Annotated in this window: 12 protein-coding genes; 8 read left to right on the plus strand and 4 right to left on the minus strand. The window is 71.3% G+C overall.

The features are described from left to right. Positions 1–4: 4 nt before the first annotated feature. Both JK364_RS47410 and JK364_RS57825 read right to left on the minus strand, forming a co-directional pair. Positions 5–1,426 carry an aldehyde dehydrogenase family protein gene (locus tag JK364_RS47410; RefSeq protein WP_307841625.1) on the minus strand — a complete coding sequence of 474 codons (1,422 nt, stop codon included), beginning with the start codon at positions 1,424–1,426 and terminating at the stop codon, positions 5–7. Between the two features lie 103 nt (positions 1,427–1,529). Further along, positions 1,530–2,780: a cytochrome P450 gene (locus JK364_RS57825; RefSeq protein WP_201857652.1), complete on the minus strand. Its 1,251-nt coding sequence runs from the start codon at positions 2,778–2,780 to the stop codon at positions 1,530–1,532. Positions 2,781–3,599: 819 nt separating this feature from the next. Here JK364_RS57825 and JK364_RS47420 point away from each other — a divergent pair. Genes JK364_RS47420 through mdlC form a run of 7 tightly spaced genes read left to right on the plus strand, consistent with a single transcriptional unit; the run spans position 3,600 to position 11,017 of the window. Beyond that, positions 3,600–4,922 (plus strand): aromatic ring-hydroxylating oxygenase subunit alpha, encoded by a 1,323-nt coding sequence (locus tag JK364_RS47420; protein ID WP_269146415.1) that lies wholly within the window; start codon positions 3,600–3,602, stop codon positions 4,920–4,922. Further along, positions 4,919–5,506 (plus strand): aromatic-ring-hydroxylating dioxygenase subunit beta, encoded by a 588-nt coding sequence (locus JK364_RS47425; protein ID WP_201857654.1) that lies wholly within the window; start codon positions 4,919–4,921, stop codon positions 5,504–5,506. Before JK364_RS47420 ends, JK364_RS47425 begins: the two co-directional genes overlap by 4 nt. Before the next feature lie 25 nt (positions 5,507–5,531). Next, the gene (locus JK364_RS47430; protein WP_201857655.1) at positions 5,532–5,735 is read left to right on the plus strand and encodes a hypothetical protein; all 204 of its coding nucleotides are present in this window, start codon (positions 5,532–5,534) and stop codon (positions 5,733–5,735) included. Next, on the plus strand, positions 5,732–6,592 hold the full coding sequence (locus JK364_RS47435; RefSeq protein ID WP_201857656.1) for an FAD binding domain-containing protein: 861 nt from the start codon (positions 5,732–5,734) through the stop codon (positions 6,590–6,592). The genes JK364_RS47430 and JK364_RS47435 overlap by 4 nt, the downstream gene beginning before the upstream one ends. Next, positions 6,589–7,053, plus strand: coding sequence for a (2Fe-2S)-binding protein (locus JK364_RS47440; RefSeq protein WP_201857657.1), 465 nt, complete (start codon positions 6,589–6,591; stop codon positions 7,051–7,053). The genes JK364_RS47435 and JK364_RS47440 overlap by 4 nt, the downstream gene beginning before the upstream one ends. 56 nt (positions 7,054–7,109) lie before the next feature. Continuing rightward, positions 7,110–9,434, plus strand: a complete 2,325-nt coding sequence (locus JK364_RS47445; protein WP_201857658.1) for a xanthine dehydrogenase family protein molybdopterin-binding subunit — start codon at positions 7,110–7,112, stop codon at positions 9,432–9,434. Beyond that, entirely contained in the window at positions 9,431–11,017 is a 1,587-nt protein-coding gene (gene mdlC, locus JK364_RS47450; protein WP_201857659.1) for a benzoylformate decarboxylase, read from the plus strand. The genes JK364_RS47445 and mdlC overlap by 4 nt, the downstream gene beginning before the upstream one ends. 8 nt (positions 11,018–11,025) lie before the next feature. Here mdlC and JK364_RS47455 read toward each other — a convergent pair whose 3' ends face one another. Both JK364_RS47455 and JK364_RS47460 read right to left on the minus strand, forming a co-directional pair. Continuing rightward, positions 11,026–11,802, minus strand: coding sequence for an SDR family oxidoreductase (locus tag JK364_RS47455; RefSeq protein WP_201857660.1), 777 nt, complete (start codon positions 11,800–11,802; stop codon positions 11,026–11,028). A 47-nt stretch (positions 11,803–11,849) separates the two neighbouring features. Further along, positions 11,850–12,743, minus strand: a complete 894-nt coding sequence (locus JK364_RS47460; protein ID WP_307841626.1) for a VOC family protein — start codon at positions 12,741–12,743, stop codon at positions 11,850–11,852. Positions 12,744–13,418: 675 nt separating this feature from the next. Here JK364_RS47460 and JK364_RS47465 point away from each other — a divergent pair. Then, positions 13,419–14,678, plus strand: a complete 1,260-nt coding sequence (locus JK364_RS47465; RefSeq protein ID WP_201857662.1) for an MFS transporter — start codon at positions 13,419–13,421, stop codon at positions 14,676–14,678. Positions 14,679–14,695 lie beyond the last annotated feature (17 nt).

Below are 14,695 nucleotides of genomic sequence, written 5' to 3' on the forward strand. Positions count from 1 at the left end.
ACTGCTACAGGTGATGCGTCACTTGCTTGATCCGCGTGTACGCCTCGAAACCGTACCGTGACAGATCCTTGCCGTGACCCGACTGGCGAAAGCCACCGTGCGGCAGCTCCGACGGGAACTGCAGATGGGTGTTGACCCATACGGTGCCGTAGGCCAGCTCCGCCGAAAGCCGCATCGCCCGTCGGTGATCGGTGGTCCAGACGGTGGAAGCGAGGCCGTACGGCGAGGAGTTGGCCCGCCGGAGGGCGTCCGCTTCGTCGGTACAGCGCTCGACGGTGATCACGGGACCGAAAATCTCCGTACGTGTGATGTCGTCTTCCCCGCGCACTCCCTCGATGACGGTGGGGGCGTAGAAGAAGCCCCGGTCGCCCACCTTGTGGCCGCCCGTGACCACCCGTGCGTGCGGCGGCAGCGCGTCGACGCATGCCCGCACGCGCGCCAGCTGCTCGGGGTTGTTCAGCGGGCCGTACGCGCTGTCGGGTTCCGAGGGCGGCCCGGGGCGCCGTGCCGAGGCCTCCGCCACAAGCGACTCGAGCAGCCGGTCGTGGACCGCGTCAACAGCCAGGACCCGGCTGGCGGCTGTGCAATCCTGCCCCGCGTTGGCGACCGCCCCGGTGACGATGGTCCGCGCGGCGTCGGCGACATCGGCGTCGGCGCACACCAGGACCGGGGTCTTGCCACCCAGTTCGAGGTGGGTGCGCTTGAGCGTGGCGGCGGCGCGGGTGGCCACGTCCACACCAGCCGCGACCGATCCGGTCAGCGAGACCGCGGCGGGCACCGGGTGCTCGACCATGAGCCGCCCTGTCGCGGGGCCGCCGCAGACCACGTTGAGCACGCCGGGCGGCAGGATCCGCGCGGCGAGATCGGCCAGCATGAGCGCCGACGAGGGGGTGGTCTGGGCGGGCTTGAACACGACGGTGTTCCCGGCGGCGATCGCCGGAGCCGCCTTCAACACCGCCATCAGCAGCGGGAAGTTCCACGGGGCGAGTTGCGCGCACACTCCCACCGGTTCGCGCCGGGTGTAGGAGGTGTGCTCCGGCGCGTACTCGCCACCCGCCACACCGTCGAGCAGCCGCGCGGCCCCCGCGAAGAAGCGCAGTTCGTCGACGATCCCGCGGATCTCGCCCGCGGCGTCCCGGCTTCCGGTGTCACCCAGCTCCGCCCTGCTGAACTCGGCGGCCTGCCCGGAGACGGCGTCGGCCAGCTCCAGCAGCGCGGACTGGCGGTCGCCGGGGGTGGTCCGCGACCACTCCTCGAAGGCCGACGCCGCCGCGCGCATGGCGCGGTCGATGTCTTCCGCTCCGGTGCACGGCACGCGTAAGTGTGGTTCGCCGGTACACGGGTCGAACACCTTGATGTGTTCGGTGCCCGGGACCGGCTCGACCCGCTTGCCGTTGACGACATTGCGCACGTTGGGTGCTGTCACGGTGGTGTTCTCCTGTCCGCTGGCAAGAGTCCGTACTGGGTGTGGTGAGGTGGAGAGCTGCCGCTGGTGGCGGACGAGCGCGGCGACCGGTCCGCTCCGGTGCTCAATCGCCGCCGGTGACCCAGAGCGATGTGAAGCCATGGAAGCCGAGGTTGTTGTTCCAGTTGGTCTCCTGCGGCGGCACGTGCAGAGCCGGCCATCTCCGGTACAGGGTGCTCAGCGCGATCCGGGTCGTCTGGCGCACGAGCGGGTCGCCGAAGCAGAGATGCCGGCCGGTGCCGAAGGTCAGGTGCTGGTTGGGCAGCGGCCGGTCGAGGACCAGCTCGTCCGGGCGCTCGAAGACGTCGGGGTCGCGGTTGGCCGAGGCCACGTACAGCAGCAGGGGCCGCCCCTTGCGCAGCGGGACGACGGTCCCGTCGTCGGCGGTGTACTCGAAGTCCTCGCTCGCGACCCGGCCGACGAACGAGACCGGTGTGCACACGCGCAGCAGTTCTTCGACGGCGGGACCCACGGTGGCGGGATCCAGCAGCAGATCCCGCTCGGCGGTGGGGACGGCGGCGAGGGCGCGCACGCTGTTGCCGATGAGATACCGGATGGACGCCACGCCCGCGAACAGCAGCAGCGCCGCCTGCGCGACCACGTCGTGCTCGGAGAAGCGGTGCCCGTGGACCTCGGTCTCCCGTAATCGGTGCAGCAGGCCGCCCGCGGCGCGAGAGCGGCGCGCGTTGTCCTCGGACGCCAGGAAGGCGGCGAGTTGCCGGGTGCTCTCCCTGGTCCGGCGCAGGTGCTCCACCGAGACCGAGGTCGAGCCGAACAGGTGCGCGATGTCGTCCGTCCAGCGGTTGAGGTCGGCGTGCGCTTCGACCGGGACGCCGAGCACATCGGCGATCACCATGGCGGGCAGCGGGAAGGCGAAGTCCGATATGAGGTCGAACCCGGTGGGGTCGGCCCGATCGAGCAGTCCGTCGACGATGCCCTGGATGCGCGGCTCGAGGTACTCGTCGGTGAACGGCATATAGCCCCGGTTGGCCTGCCGGCGGTTACGGGTGTGCTCCATGCCGTCGTGGAACGCCAGCCAACGGCCGTAGATGTCGAGCATGTCCGCGAACTCCTCGCGCTGCGCCGGCGCGAGGAACCGCAACGGGACCGCCGAGCGTGCGTTGGACAGCCGCTCGTCCTTCATCAAGCGCGCGCAGTCGGCGTACCGGAACATCAGCCAGGTGCCGCCGAAGATCCTTCCGGACAGGTGGGCCGGGCTGCGCTCGCGCATCAGCGCGTAGAAGGAGAACGGGTCCTCGATGTACTGGAAGTTGTTGTGGGAGAAGTCATCGATGGTGGTGAGGTCGAGTGACACAGGAAGGGCTCCCAAGAGGTAGGCGGGAGGGCACTGGGCATCCGATAGCGCCGGAGGTGACACCGGGATCGGAGCCGGGGCATGAATCCGTGGCTCTCGCGGTGTCACCGTAATGTATTTTTCCGCGGTGTTTCAAGGCGGTGGGATTCGGTCTTCCTTTTTTGGATTCCAAGCGGAAATCCGGCTGTTTTTCGGCCAGCTTCGACGGAGGCTTGCGGGCGCTGCGTCATGGGGGCGGGACAGGGGTCGGGAGGTGCACGCCGACGAGGCCGAAGACCCGTGACGGGAGGTGCCGAAGCGAAGTGAAAGCGGCCGGATACCGCCGAAGAAGGGCCGGTTTCCCTGGCTCAGTTGAGGCGGTTGCCACTCCTGCGCGGCCCATGGTCCGTCGCGGTCGGCCTGCCGTCCAAGAACCCCTGCGCCCGCCGCGACACCCCTCCTGACCGGGGAAAAGGACATCAAGACCGGGCCGCCACGCGGGAGCGGAGGCGCGCCGGGCGGACGGGACGGGTGGCTGCCGGCCCTGAGGACCGGCCCTTGCACGCCCAAGTCGCCGCATTTAGCATTGCTTGCCGATGAGCGGCACTCCGTGGTCTGGCGGGACTCGCAGCCCTCATCCGGTAGTGGAGCTACGACGCGACTGCCTGGCGGGGCTCGCGTATGTGCTGTCCACCTGTCCTCCTTACTTGACCTGGCCCTCGCGGCGCTGTGCGATCCGCGTTTTCCGGTACGGGCGACCCTCGATGGATGATGCGCGGTCCACCCTGTCGCGAAATTGCCCTCTGGGAGGGATGAATGTCGTTCGGAGTCGATGGCCCGATGCGCCCGATCGGTCGCCGTGCATTTATTGACAGCGACATCCTCGATGCTGAATATGATCGCGTTTTCCATCCTTCCTGGCAATTTCTCGGATTCGCCGGCGAGGTGCCCGAGCCGGGCGATTACGTCCTGCGTATGCTCGGCCGGGACGAGGTCGTCGTCGTACGTGGAGAAGACGGCGAAATACGAGCGCTGCACAATTCGTGCACCCACCGGGGCACCCGCCTGTGCCGTGCGAGCCTGGGCAACACCGCACACCTTCGGTGCAGCTACCACGGCTGGACCTTCACCAACGACGGCAGGCTGGTCGGCGTGCCCGCGCTCCGGTCGGGGTACCCACCGGACTTCGACCACACCCGGCACGGCCTGCCCTCGGCACGCGTGGCCTGCCGGCGCGGGTTCCTGTTCGCCACCTGGGACGCGACAGCCCCCGCCCTGGAGGACTATCTCGGCGAGATCGCCTGGTATCTCGACGCCATCCTCGACTGCGGGGCGGGAGAGTGGGAGGTGTGCGGTCCCCCGCAGCGCGTGCGCGCCAAGGGAAACTGGAAGATCCCCACGGACAACTTCGCGGGCGACGGGTACCACATGCGGACCACTCACCAGATCGCGCTCGACCAGGGGATCTACGGCGACACCCTGGCCAACGGCACCCGGGGGCGTGCGGGAACCGACCTGGTCGCGGTCAATATCGCCACCCCGGCCGGGCACAGCCTGCGCGCGGGCTACGTCGTCGAGAGCGGGCGCTCCATCGAGGAACGGGATCTCACCGCCCCGCAGTTCCCTGGCTACCCGCCCGAGCGGTGGCCCGCACTGACCGCCGCGCAGACCCCGGAACAGGTGCGGTTCACCTCGCACTGCGAGGTGGCGCACGGGGTGGTGTTCCCGAACACCGTGTTCCTCAGCGTCGCGCACGACCGCGCCGTGGGTGAGGACACCGATCCGCTGACCCGCTATCTGGTGGTCCGCGCCCACGTGCCGGTCAGCGCCCGCGAGACCGAGTGCGTGTACTGGACGCTCGTGCCCACCGCGATGGACCGGGAGTGGCGGCGCCGCTCCTACCGTTTCCAGGCACGCACCCAGTCCGCGGGTGGCATCCTCTTCGAGATGGACGACTTCGAGAACTTCGCCCGGATCGATGCCGCCCTCGCCCGCTCGGCACCGGGGCGAGGAGGGCCCGTGGACCTGACCCTCGGTGTCGGCCGGTCCACCCCGGCCCGGGACTTCCCGGGGCCGGCGCGGGCCGAGGTAGCCACTCTCAGCGAGCACAACCAGCGCGCCTTCTATCGGCGCTGGTCGACGTTGATGGGGGAACTGCCGTGATCGACCAGCCTGACCCGCGCCCTCCGGCGCAGTCCACCGCCCGCCCCGAGGAACTGGCCCGATGCCCGTTTCCCGACCGGGGCCCACGGCTCCCCGGCCTCGACGCGGAGATCACCGCCGTACTCACGGAGGAGAGCGCCGCGCTGGACGAGGGCGAGCACCAGCGGTGGCTGGACATGCTCGATCCCGTCTTCCGCTACGAGATCCCGGTGCCGCTGCTGCGAGAGGACCCCGCGCTGCCCCGGCACAGCCGGTCCGCCGTGCTCTTCGAGGCCACCAAGCCGGTGCTCGAGCTGAAGTTCGGCCGTGTCGGACTGGTCCCGGCGTGGTCGGACCGGCCCGCCGCCACCACGCGTCATTTCCTGGGGTCGGTGCGCGTGTTCGACGCACCCGCCCCCGGGGTGGTGCGAGCCGATGCCAACCTCCTGGTCACCAGTAACCGGGGAGTCGAGCACACCGCGCTCGTCAGCGCCGCGCGCCGGGACCTGCTCCGCGAGCGTCACGGGCGCTGGCTGCTGCTGCGCAGGTGTGTCCTGCTAGACGTGGAGGTCGCCACCCATGAACAGCTTTCCGTCATCTTCTGAAGGCGAACCCCGGGAGGATGTCCTGTTGTGCAGGGTCTCGTGCGAGTCGGCATCGGTCGACGTCCTGCTGCACCCGACCGGCAACGGCCGGCGACTGCTGCTGGTGTCCGAGCGCACGGGACGCCGTGCACTGCTCGACGCCACGGCCCTGGACGCGCTGTGCGCCCTGACTCCCTCGGCGGTCACGGCCGTGGTGCGCGCGGCAGTGGAGGAGGGGGCGCCCACATGACGGCCGTCGCCTTCGACTACACCGCGCCCACGACCGTCGACGAGGCGTTGCGCACGCTTCACTCCCCCGGGCTGACAGTGACACCACTGGCCGGCGGGCAGAGCCTGCTGCCCCTGCTGACCCGCCGCGAGGTGCGCCCGGACCTGGTCGTGGACCTGAACGGGATACCCGGCCTGGCGGGGATCGAGGTGGCTCCCCACCGCGTCAGGATAGGCGCGATGACCAGACTGCGCGATCTGGAGCAGCACGCGGAACTGGCCACCGCACTGCCCGTGTTGGCCTCCGCCGCCGCCTCGGTGGCCCATCCGCACATCCGCGTGCGTTCCACGCTGGGCGGTTCGTTGTGCCATGCGGCCCCGGCCGCCGAACTCCCGGCGGTCGCGGTCGCTCTCGGCGCCGACGTGGTACTGCGATCGGTACGCGGTGCGCGGTCCGTACCCGCGGCCCGGTTCGCCACCGGTGCGGGAACCACCGTCCGCGCGCCGGACGAGGTGCTGACCGAGGTCGTCTTCCCCCGCGCCGACGGGCTCGCGTACGAGTTCAGCGAGGTGTGCACGCGCGGCAGCACCGGGTACCCCGTCGTCGGCGTGTGCCTGGGGCTCCACGTCGCCGACGGTCTCGTCCGGGCCGCACGCGTGGTGGTGGCCGGATGCGGGCCCGTCCCCGCTCGGCTGCCCGGCGTCGAGGCCGAACTGGCGGACCGCCCCGTCGCCGGACCGCACCGGGGGCTGGTCGCCTCGGTCGCAGCGGAGGTCGCCCGAGGCCCTGGACCCGAGGACCAGGAGTACCGGGCCGAAGTGGCCGGTGTGCTGCTCCTGCGAGCACTCACGGCACGAGCCGCCCGGGAGGGACGATGAGCGTCCGGACAGTCACGGTGCGGGTCAACGGGGTCGTGCGCGCCGAAGACGCCTGGGACCACACCACCCTGGCCGAACACCTGCGCACCGGCCTGCGGCTGACCGGCACACACATCGGCTGCGGTACCGGCGACTGCGGCGCCTGCGTGGTGCTGCTCGACGGGGAGCCGGTCTGCTCCTGCCTCGTCCTCGCGGTGCAGGCCGACGGCCGGGAGGTCAGCACGGTGGAGGGGGTCGCCGGCGGCGGTGACCTGACGGGGGTTCAACGCGCCCTCGTCGAGGAGCACGGCCTCCAGTGCGGATTCTGCACCCCCGGTTTGGTGGTGCGGATGGCCCACGCCGCCGGCCGCGGCGGGAGCGAAGCGGACGTGCTGGCCGGGCACTTGTGCAGGTGCACCGGCTACGACGGCATCCGCGCCGCGCTGCGCAAGCTCTCCGGCGGTTCGGGGGGCGACCGGTGAGCGGGGCGCACCAGCACATAGGGAGGCCCGTTCCCCCTCGCCACCACGACCGGTTGGTGCGCGGACACGGCCGCTTCCTCGCCGACCTGCGCGCGGCGGGAGTGCTGTACGCGACGCTCGTGCGAAGCCCGCTCGCGCACGCTCGGGTCGTCGGCTTCGACGCCTCCGCCGCCAGGAGCGACCCACGCTGCGCACTCGTGCTGGGCCCCGACGACCTCGCCGAGCGCACGGCGCCGATCCCGACCGCCTGGCGGTTGCCCGGCCAGCCGGAGGACCGTATTCCCATCGCCGCGCACACCGCTCGCTACGCCGGGCAGCCGCTGGGCATCGTGGTCGCGGACACCCCGACCGCGGCCGAGGACCTGGCCGAAGCCGTACGGCTCGACCTCGATCCCCTGCCCCCGGCGGCCACCCTCGCCGATGCGCTGGCCGAGCACGCTCCGCCCATCGTGCCGGGTGCCGCGGGCAACGAGGCCGGGAGCATTCGCTTCGGCTCTCCCGAGGAGGACGTCGCCGCGGCTTTCGCGCGAGCGGAACTGGTCGTGGAACGAGAGTTCACCCTGCCGAGGGTGAACCACTCCCCCCTGGAGCCGCGCGGTGTGCTGGCCGAGTACGACCCGGGCACCGGACTGCTCACCGTGCACGCCGGCAGCCAGTCCCCGCACTCCATGCGTCAAGACCTCTGCGCCGTGCTGGGAATGCGCGCGGACCGGGTGCGCGTCATCGCGCCGGACATAGGCGGGTCGTTCGGCAGCAAGGTCTCGCTCTACCCGGACGAGGCGATGGTGTGCGCGGCCGCGGTCGCCCTGGGCGCCGCGGTGCGCTGGGTGGAGTCGCGCGCGGAGAACTTCAACGGCGCCTACCAGGGGCGGGGCCAGCGGACCACCGCTCGCCTGGCCGTCGGCCACGAGGGCCGGTTCCTGGCGTTCGACGCGCACATCCTCGCGGACCTGGGCGCATACGCGACCCAGGCGGGCAGCGGACCGCATCAGGTGACCGCCCTGACCCTCCAGGGCCCGTACCACGTGGACGCCGCCGCGGCCACCGTCACCGGGGTGTACACCACCCGCGTCCCCACCGGCGCCTATCGCGGGTACGGCATGCAGGAAGCGGCGTTCATCCGTGAGCGGCTCATCGAGGAGGCGGCCCGTGAACTCGACGTTCCGGCAGTGGAGTTGAGGCTGCGGAACCTGATCCGGCCGGAGGAGCTGCCGCACACCACGTACACCGGACTCACCTACGACAGCGGCGACTACGGTGCCGCACTGCGCCGTGCCGCCGCCCTGGCCGAGCGCCCACCCCCCTCGGACCCGCCGTGGGTGCGCCGGGGCACCGCCGTCGTGGCCGCGGTGGAGATCACCGCGTTCGCGCCCTCCGCTCTGCTCGAAACGTACGGGATCGCGTGGAGCGGCTGGGAGGGAGCGCGGCTGCGGATCAACCACGACGGGACCGTCACCGCCTACTCCGGGGTGATCGCGGTCGGCCAGGGCATCGAGACCAGCCTGGCCCAGATCGCGGCGGAAGGGCTGGGCGTACCCCTGGACTGGGTGCGGGTCGAACTCGGGGACACCGACACCGCCCCACACTCCGACCTGTCCGCCCAGGCCAGCCGGGCGCTGACGCTCGCGGGCGGCGCACTGCTCATCGCCGCCCGGCGGCTCGCCGACCGGATGAGAACGCTGGCCGCCGGGTTCCTGGGCACCGATCCCGACCGGGTGACCCAGCAGATCGGCTCCCGTGCGGACCCGTCATCCCCGGACGCGGCCTTTCACGGTACCGACGGCGCGCGGATCACCTGGCGCGAGGTCGCCCATCGCGGCTACCGGGGATGGGGGAACAGGAAGGACACCGACCGGATACGGCTGGAGGAGGCGGTGGACTTCGACCCGCCGCGGCTCACCTTCGCCCACGGCGCGCACGCCGCGGAGGTCACGGTCGATGTCGGCACCGGGCGCGTCACGGTGACCGGCTACTGGGCCGTTCACGACAGCGGCGTCCTGGTCAACCCGCTGATCGCGCACGGGCAGATCGCCGGGGGAATCGCCCAGGGGCTGGGACAGGCGCTGAGCGAGGAGGCCAGGGCCGACGCCGAGGGTGTCCCCGTCACCCGGTCGTTCCGCGAGTACACCGTTCCCGCGGCCCAGGACGTTCCCGAAGACCTCGTCATCGAGCACACCTGCACTCCCAGCACGGCGATTCCCGGGGGGTTCAAGGGTCTCGGCGAGGGCGGCACCCTCCTGCCGCCCGCGGCGGTCACCTGTGCGGTGGCCGCCGCCGTTCCCGAGATCGCGCACACCCTCACCTCGCTCCCCCTGACTCCGTCGCGCGTCCGTGCGGCGCTCCGGGCAGCGGGCATCACGGCGGAAGGCGGCCTCCGATGACACTCTCCGGCGAGACGACGACAGTACGCGAGGCCGTGTTCGACCTGCTGCGCGCGGAGGACATGACCACCGTCTTCGGCAATCCCGGATCGCTGGAACTGCCCATGCTGCGCGACTTCCCCGACGACTTCCGGTACGTGCTTGGCCTGCAGGAGTCGGTGGTGGTGGCGATGGCCGACGGGTACGCGCAGGCCACCCACCGCCCCGTGCTGGTCAACCTGCACTCGGCGGCCGGGGTGGGGCACGCGATGGGCGCGCTGTTCACCGCGCGCCGCAACCGGACGCCGCTGGTGGTCGTCGCCGGCCAGCAGGCGCGCTCCCTGCTGGAGGGCCACCCGTATCTGTTGTCGGAGGACCCGGCCACGCTGCCCCGCCCGTACGTCAAGCTCAGTCGCGAGCCCGCCCGCGCCCAGGACGTGCCGTCGGCCATCTCCCGCGCCCGGCACCTCGCGACCGCTCCGCCCGCGGGGCCGGTGCTCGTGTCCGTCCCGGCGGACGACTGGGACCAGCCCGCCGAACCCCCCGTCACGGCCAGGCTGACGAGCACCACGGTGGCCGCGGACCCCGGCCTGCTCGCCCGCGTCGGCCAGGCGCTGGCGCGCGCGGAGTCGCCCGTCCTGATCGCGGGGGCCGGGGTCGACCGCGAGATGGCCGTGCCCGACCTGGTGACGCTGGCCGAGGCACACCAGGCGCCGGTCTGGGCGGAACCGATGTCCCACCGGTGCGCCTTCCCCGAACTTCACCCGCTGTTCGCCGGCTTCCTGCCACCGGTGCGCGAGGACATCGTGCGCGCGCTGACGGGGAACGACCTCGTGCTGTCGGTGGGTGCGCCGGTGTTCACCTACCACGTTCCGGGAACCGGCCCGCACCTCCCGCCCGGGACCGACCTCTATCTGCTCACCGACGACCCCGAGCAGGCGTCCTGGTGCCCGAGCGGTACCGCTGTCATCACCGGGCTGGCGCCCGCCCTGCGGATGCTCGGCGCCCACCCGCCGAGGAGGCCGCGCACCCCGCCGCCCGCCCGGCAGCCCCCGAAACCGCCCACGCCCCGCGCCGACCGGATCTCCCAGGCGCACTTGGTGCACGCCCTTGCCGAAGAACGGCCTGCGGGGTGCGTCCTGGTGGAGGAGGCTCCGGGAACCCGGCCGGTGATGTGCGAGTACCTGCCCAATCCGGGGCCCGAAACCTTCTACACGACCGCGAGCGGCGCGCTGGGACACGGACTTCCCGCGGCGGTCGGCATGGCGCTGGGGCGGCCGGGAGCCCGAGTGGTCGCCGTGGTGGGCGACGGCTCCGCCATGTACGCCATCCAGGCGCTGTGGTCGGCGGCCCGGCTTCGTCTCCCGATCGCCGTCATCGTGGTGAACAACCGCCGTTACGCCACGGTGGAGGGGTTCGCCGAACGATTGGGCATGGGGAAACCGGTGGGCACGACGCTCGACGGGCTGGATTTCGCCGCACTCGCCACCGCCCAGGGCTGCGTGGGAAGACGGGTCGCCGATCCGGCTGAACTGGTGTCCGCGCTGAGGGCCGCGCTCACCGCCACCGGCCCGTACGTGCTCGAGGTGGTGGTGGACGGGTGAGCCGCGCCCTACCGCACGGTCAGGCCACCATCGGGCCGCAGCACCTCACCGGTCATGCCCTCTGCCGCGGGGGACGCCAGGAACCGGTACAGGGGGGCGACCTGCTCGGCGCACAGGACCACGCCCAGGGGGTTGAACGCCCGCACCGTCGCCGTGATCTCGTCGGCACCGGCGAAGACCCGCAGACCGTCCATCGTGCGCAGTCCGGTCACGATCCCACCCGGGGCCACGGCGTTGACCCGGACCGCGGGCGCGAGGTCGGCGGCCAGGTGGCGCACCACCCCCAGCGCCGCGTGCTTGGCGGCGGCGTACGCGATGCCCGCGCCGTTGCCGCGCACGAGGTAGGACGCGTCGGACAGGGTGAAGACCATCGAGCCCTTGCTGCCGGCGAGGGCCCTGACAGCCGCCCGTGCCCCGAGCAGGTAGCCGACGACGTCCACGTCGAGCAGATACCGGGTCACTTCGGCCAGTTCGGCGCCGCCCGCGTCGCGTATCCCGATCCCGCCGTCGTGGACCCCCGCGTTGCCGACGAACAGGTCCAGCCCGCCGAAGCGGGACAACGCGACGTCCACCACCCCGTCGTTCGCATCGGGGTCACGTACGTCGCCGACCACCCACCGCACCCGGTCCGAGTCCCCGTCCGCGGGAGCCTCGCGGTCGAGCACGGCGACCCGATAGCCGTGCGCGGCCAGGTCCGCCACGACGGCGCGGCCGATTCCCGAGGCTCCGCCCGTCACCACGGCAACCGGCTCCCGCTCCACCCGCCGACCGTCTTCGCGTCCCATGCGGCTGTCTCCTCCCATCTGCCGCGCCCCCTCACTCCTCGTTCAGATCACGCCGGCGGCGGCTGCCACAACCCCGTGTCCGGGCAGCCCAGGAGGCTCGCCGACACCGCGTCGTCGCGCGGCGACGCCACCCCCCAGGTGTCACTCGTCTGCGCGTTGCCCGGGTAGACGCGGGGAGTCCACTCGTGGTCGGGATCGATCCGCAGCATTCCCGTGGTGTATTCGGCGACGAATCTCGATACGGGCTCCTGGAAATATGTGAAAGTGTTCGCCCCGACACCGTGCCGGCCCGGCCCCCACAGCGGAGTGTAACCTTTTCTGACCATGACACCGGTTGCCCGCATGAATTCATCGATCCCGCGTAATTCGAAGGCGATGTGATTGAGCGAAGTGTGCGGTGCCCGGGTGAACGCGAGCATGTGGTGGGCCGTACCGGAACGGAGGAATACCATGATGTCCTCCACCCAGTCGCTCACCTTGAGGTCGAAAATCGATTGATAGAAGGCCAGCGCGGTCGGCAGATCCGAGGTGTTGAGCACCACATGGCTGATCCCGGTCGGTCTGCCCTCACCCGGTTCAACCGGCCGGAACGCCCGCACGTCCAGCCGGGACGACACCTCGACCGTGCGTCCCTCGCAGTCAAGGAACCGGAACCGGTAACCGCCACCCGCATCGTCGCAGGTGGCGGGCTCGCTGACGAGGCGGCCGAGCGGGTGTGCCGCCACTCGCCCGGCGATCGCGTCCACGTCCGCGTCGGTGGCCGCGGCCAGACACAGCAGGTCGACGCGGGGCTTGGCGGTGGCCCGTAACCGCAGCACCTGGTTCTCCTGGCACCCGGCTCCGAGGAACACCCGGTCCGAGTCCGTATCGACGAGGTCCAATTGCCAGTGCTTCTGGAAGAATTCGCGCGCGGCGGCGAGGTCGGGTACGCCGAGCGCCACACTCCGGACATGGGTAATCAAGAGAGTCCACCCCCGGGCTCATGCAGTCCGGCTTCGATGCTTTCCGCAAAACGATACTACCGCCGCACTGAAAAGAACTACCCTGAACCAGCCTTCTGCGCCGGCCTTCTGCGCCAATATCGCTTCTCCCCCATCGCTCCGGGATCAGCGGCTCGGCGATCCCCCATAAGCCGTCCGGCACGATCCGGCTCCGAACGCAAGCTCCTGACCGACTTGTGCGAGCGCTGTCCCGCCCCGGCCTCGACCACTGAGTACGCCCGCCGCCCGGCCGCGCTCCTACGTGACCGCCGCAACGAGCACCTCGCCTCGCCCGGCTGGCCGGCTACGCACGCCGCTGTCGTCCGCGACCTGCCATCCCATACATTCATGAGCATGGCCCCGGACATCCTGAGACAATCGACGCCGGTTACCCGGCGTTCTGCCAGGAGCGTCCCCCGGCGGCCCGGACGCCCCTGTGCCTCGACGGCACACATTCCCCGCGGCGTGCCGTTCGGCGTCACCTCGCCATCCGCGACCGGCATCCGCCCCGCCCGCACCCCATGCACGGCGTGGACAGAATCGCCCTCACCCGGCCCGTGCGGTGCGGCTGAACCGCATCACCCCACCCGCCCCCTACGCCGGCCCATAGCGGCGGCGCAGAAAGCACTGCTGCCCATGACTCGCACGAAGTCGTCCGTCATCACCGCCCCCGGCATGGCGCACTTGCTGTTGCTGGTGCTCTTCTGCTTCTCGGGCTTCGCCCTCCTGCTGCCCGTCTCACCGCAGTGGGCGGTGCACGGAGGCGCCAACGAGTTCGGCGCCGGACTCGTCACCGCCGTGCTGATGGCCACCACCGTGCTGGCCCAACTGCTCGTCAAAGCTGCCCTGCGCAGGCTGGGATGGCCGCGCACGCTCGCTCTCGGGGCCCTGCTTCTCGGCCTGCCGGCGCCGTTGCAGGCCCTCAATGACAGCCTCTGGGCGGTCCTGGCCACCACCGCCCTGCGAGGGCTGGGGTTCGGCATCGTCACCGTCTGCGGTTCCACCGCTGTCGCGATCATCGCTCCCCGTGGACGCCAAGGAGCCGCCATCGGCGTGTACGGCCTGGCGATCGCTCTGCCGCAGATGGTGCTCACCCCGGCCACCCCGGCCCTGACCGCGGCACTCGCCCTCCCCACGATCATCGCATGCGGTGCGCTGCCCATCCTCGCCCTGCCCTTCACCCGCACCTTGGGACGCGCGGTCGAGACCCGCACCGAGGCTCCGGCGTCGGAACAGACCTCAGTGGGCGCGGCCCCCGCGTCCACAGTGCTCCGCCGCATCCTGCTACCGCTCATCACACTGCTGCTGGTGACCTCGGCCGGAGGCGCCGTCCTGACCTTCACACCCCAGTTCGCGGCTCCGCCCGCCCTGGCCGCGAGCGCGCTGTTCCTCTTCACCGCCGGCGCCGCGGCGGCCCGCTGGGGTTGCGGAGTCCTGGCAGATCGCTTCCCGCCGCGCCCGCTGACCTGTACGCTCCTGGCCGCCGCCTGCGCCGGGCTCTTGCTCATCACCGTCGCCGTCCGCTCCGGCCAGCCGCCCATCGCCGGCCTGCTGGGCGGCCTCGTCCTGCTGGGAGCGGCGTACGGTGGGCTGCAGAGCATCACCCTGGTTCAAGCGCTCAACCAGGCCGGAACCGAAAACCGGCACACCACCTCCGTTGCCTGGAACATCGGCTACGACAGCGGAACCGGCCTCGGGTCCCTCTTGCTCGGCCTCGCCGCACAGATCGCCACCTTCTCGACCGGATTCGGCGCCATGTCCGGTGCACTCGCACTCATCGCGGTCGTGGTCATGTCGACAGGCAAGCGGTCACCCAACGAGCCCGTTGAGGACTCGGCCGACACAGCCGACGCAGCCCACCGCACGACGCGCCGCTTGCCCTCCGACTGCTACTGAGCTTTTCGTTAGTTCTG

Origin of the sequence: Streptomyces endocoffeicus (assembly GCF_016741935.1) — a bacterium.
Classification (GTDB): Bacteria; Actinomycetota; Actinomycetes; order Streptomycetales; family Streptomycetaceae; genus Streptomyces; species Streptomyces endocoffeicus.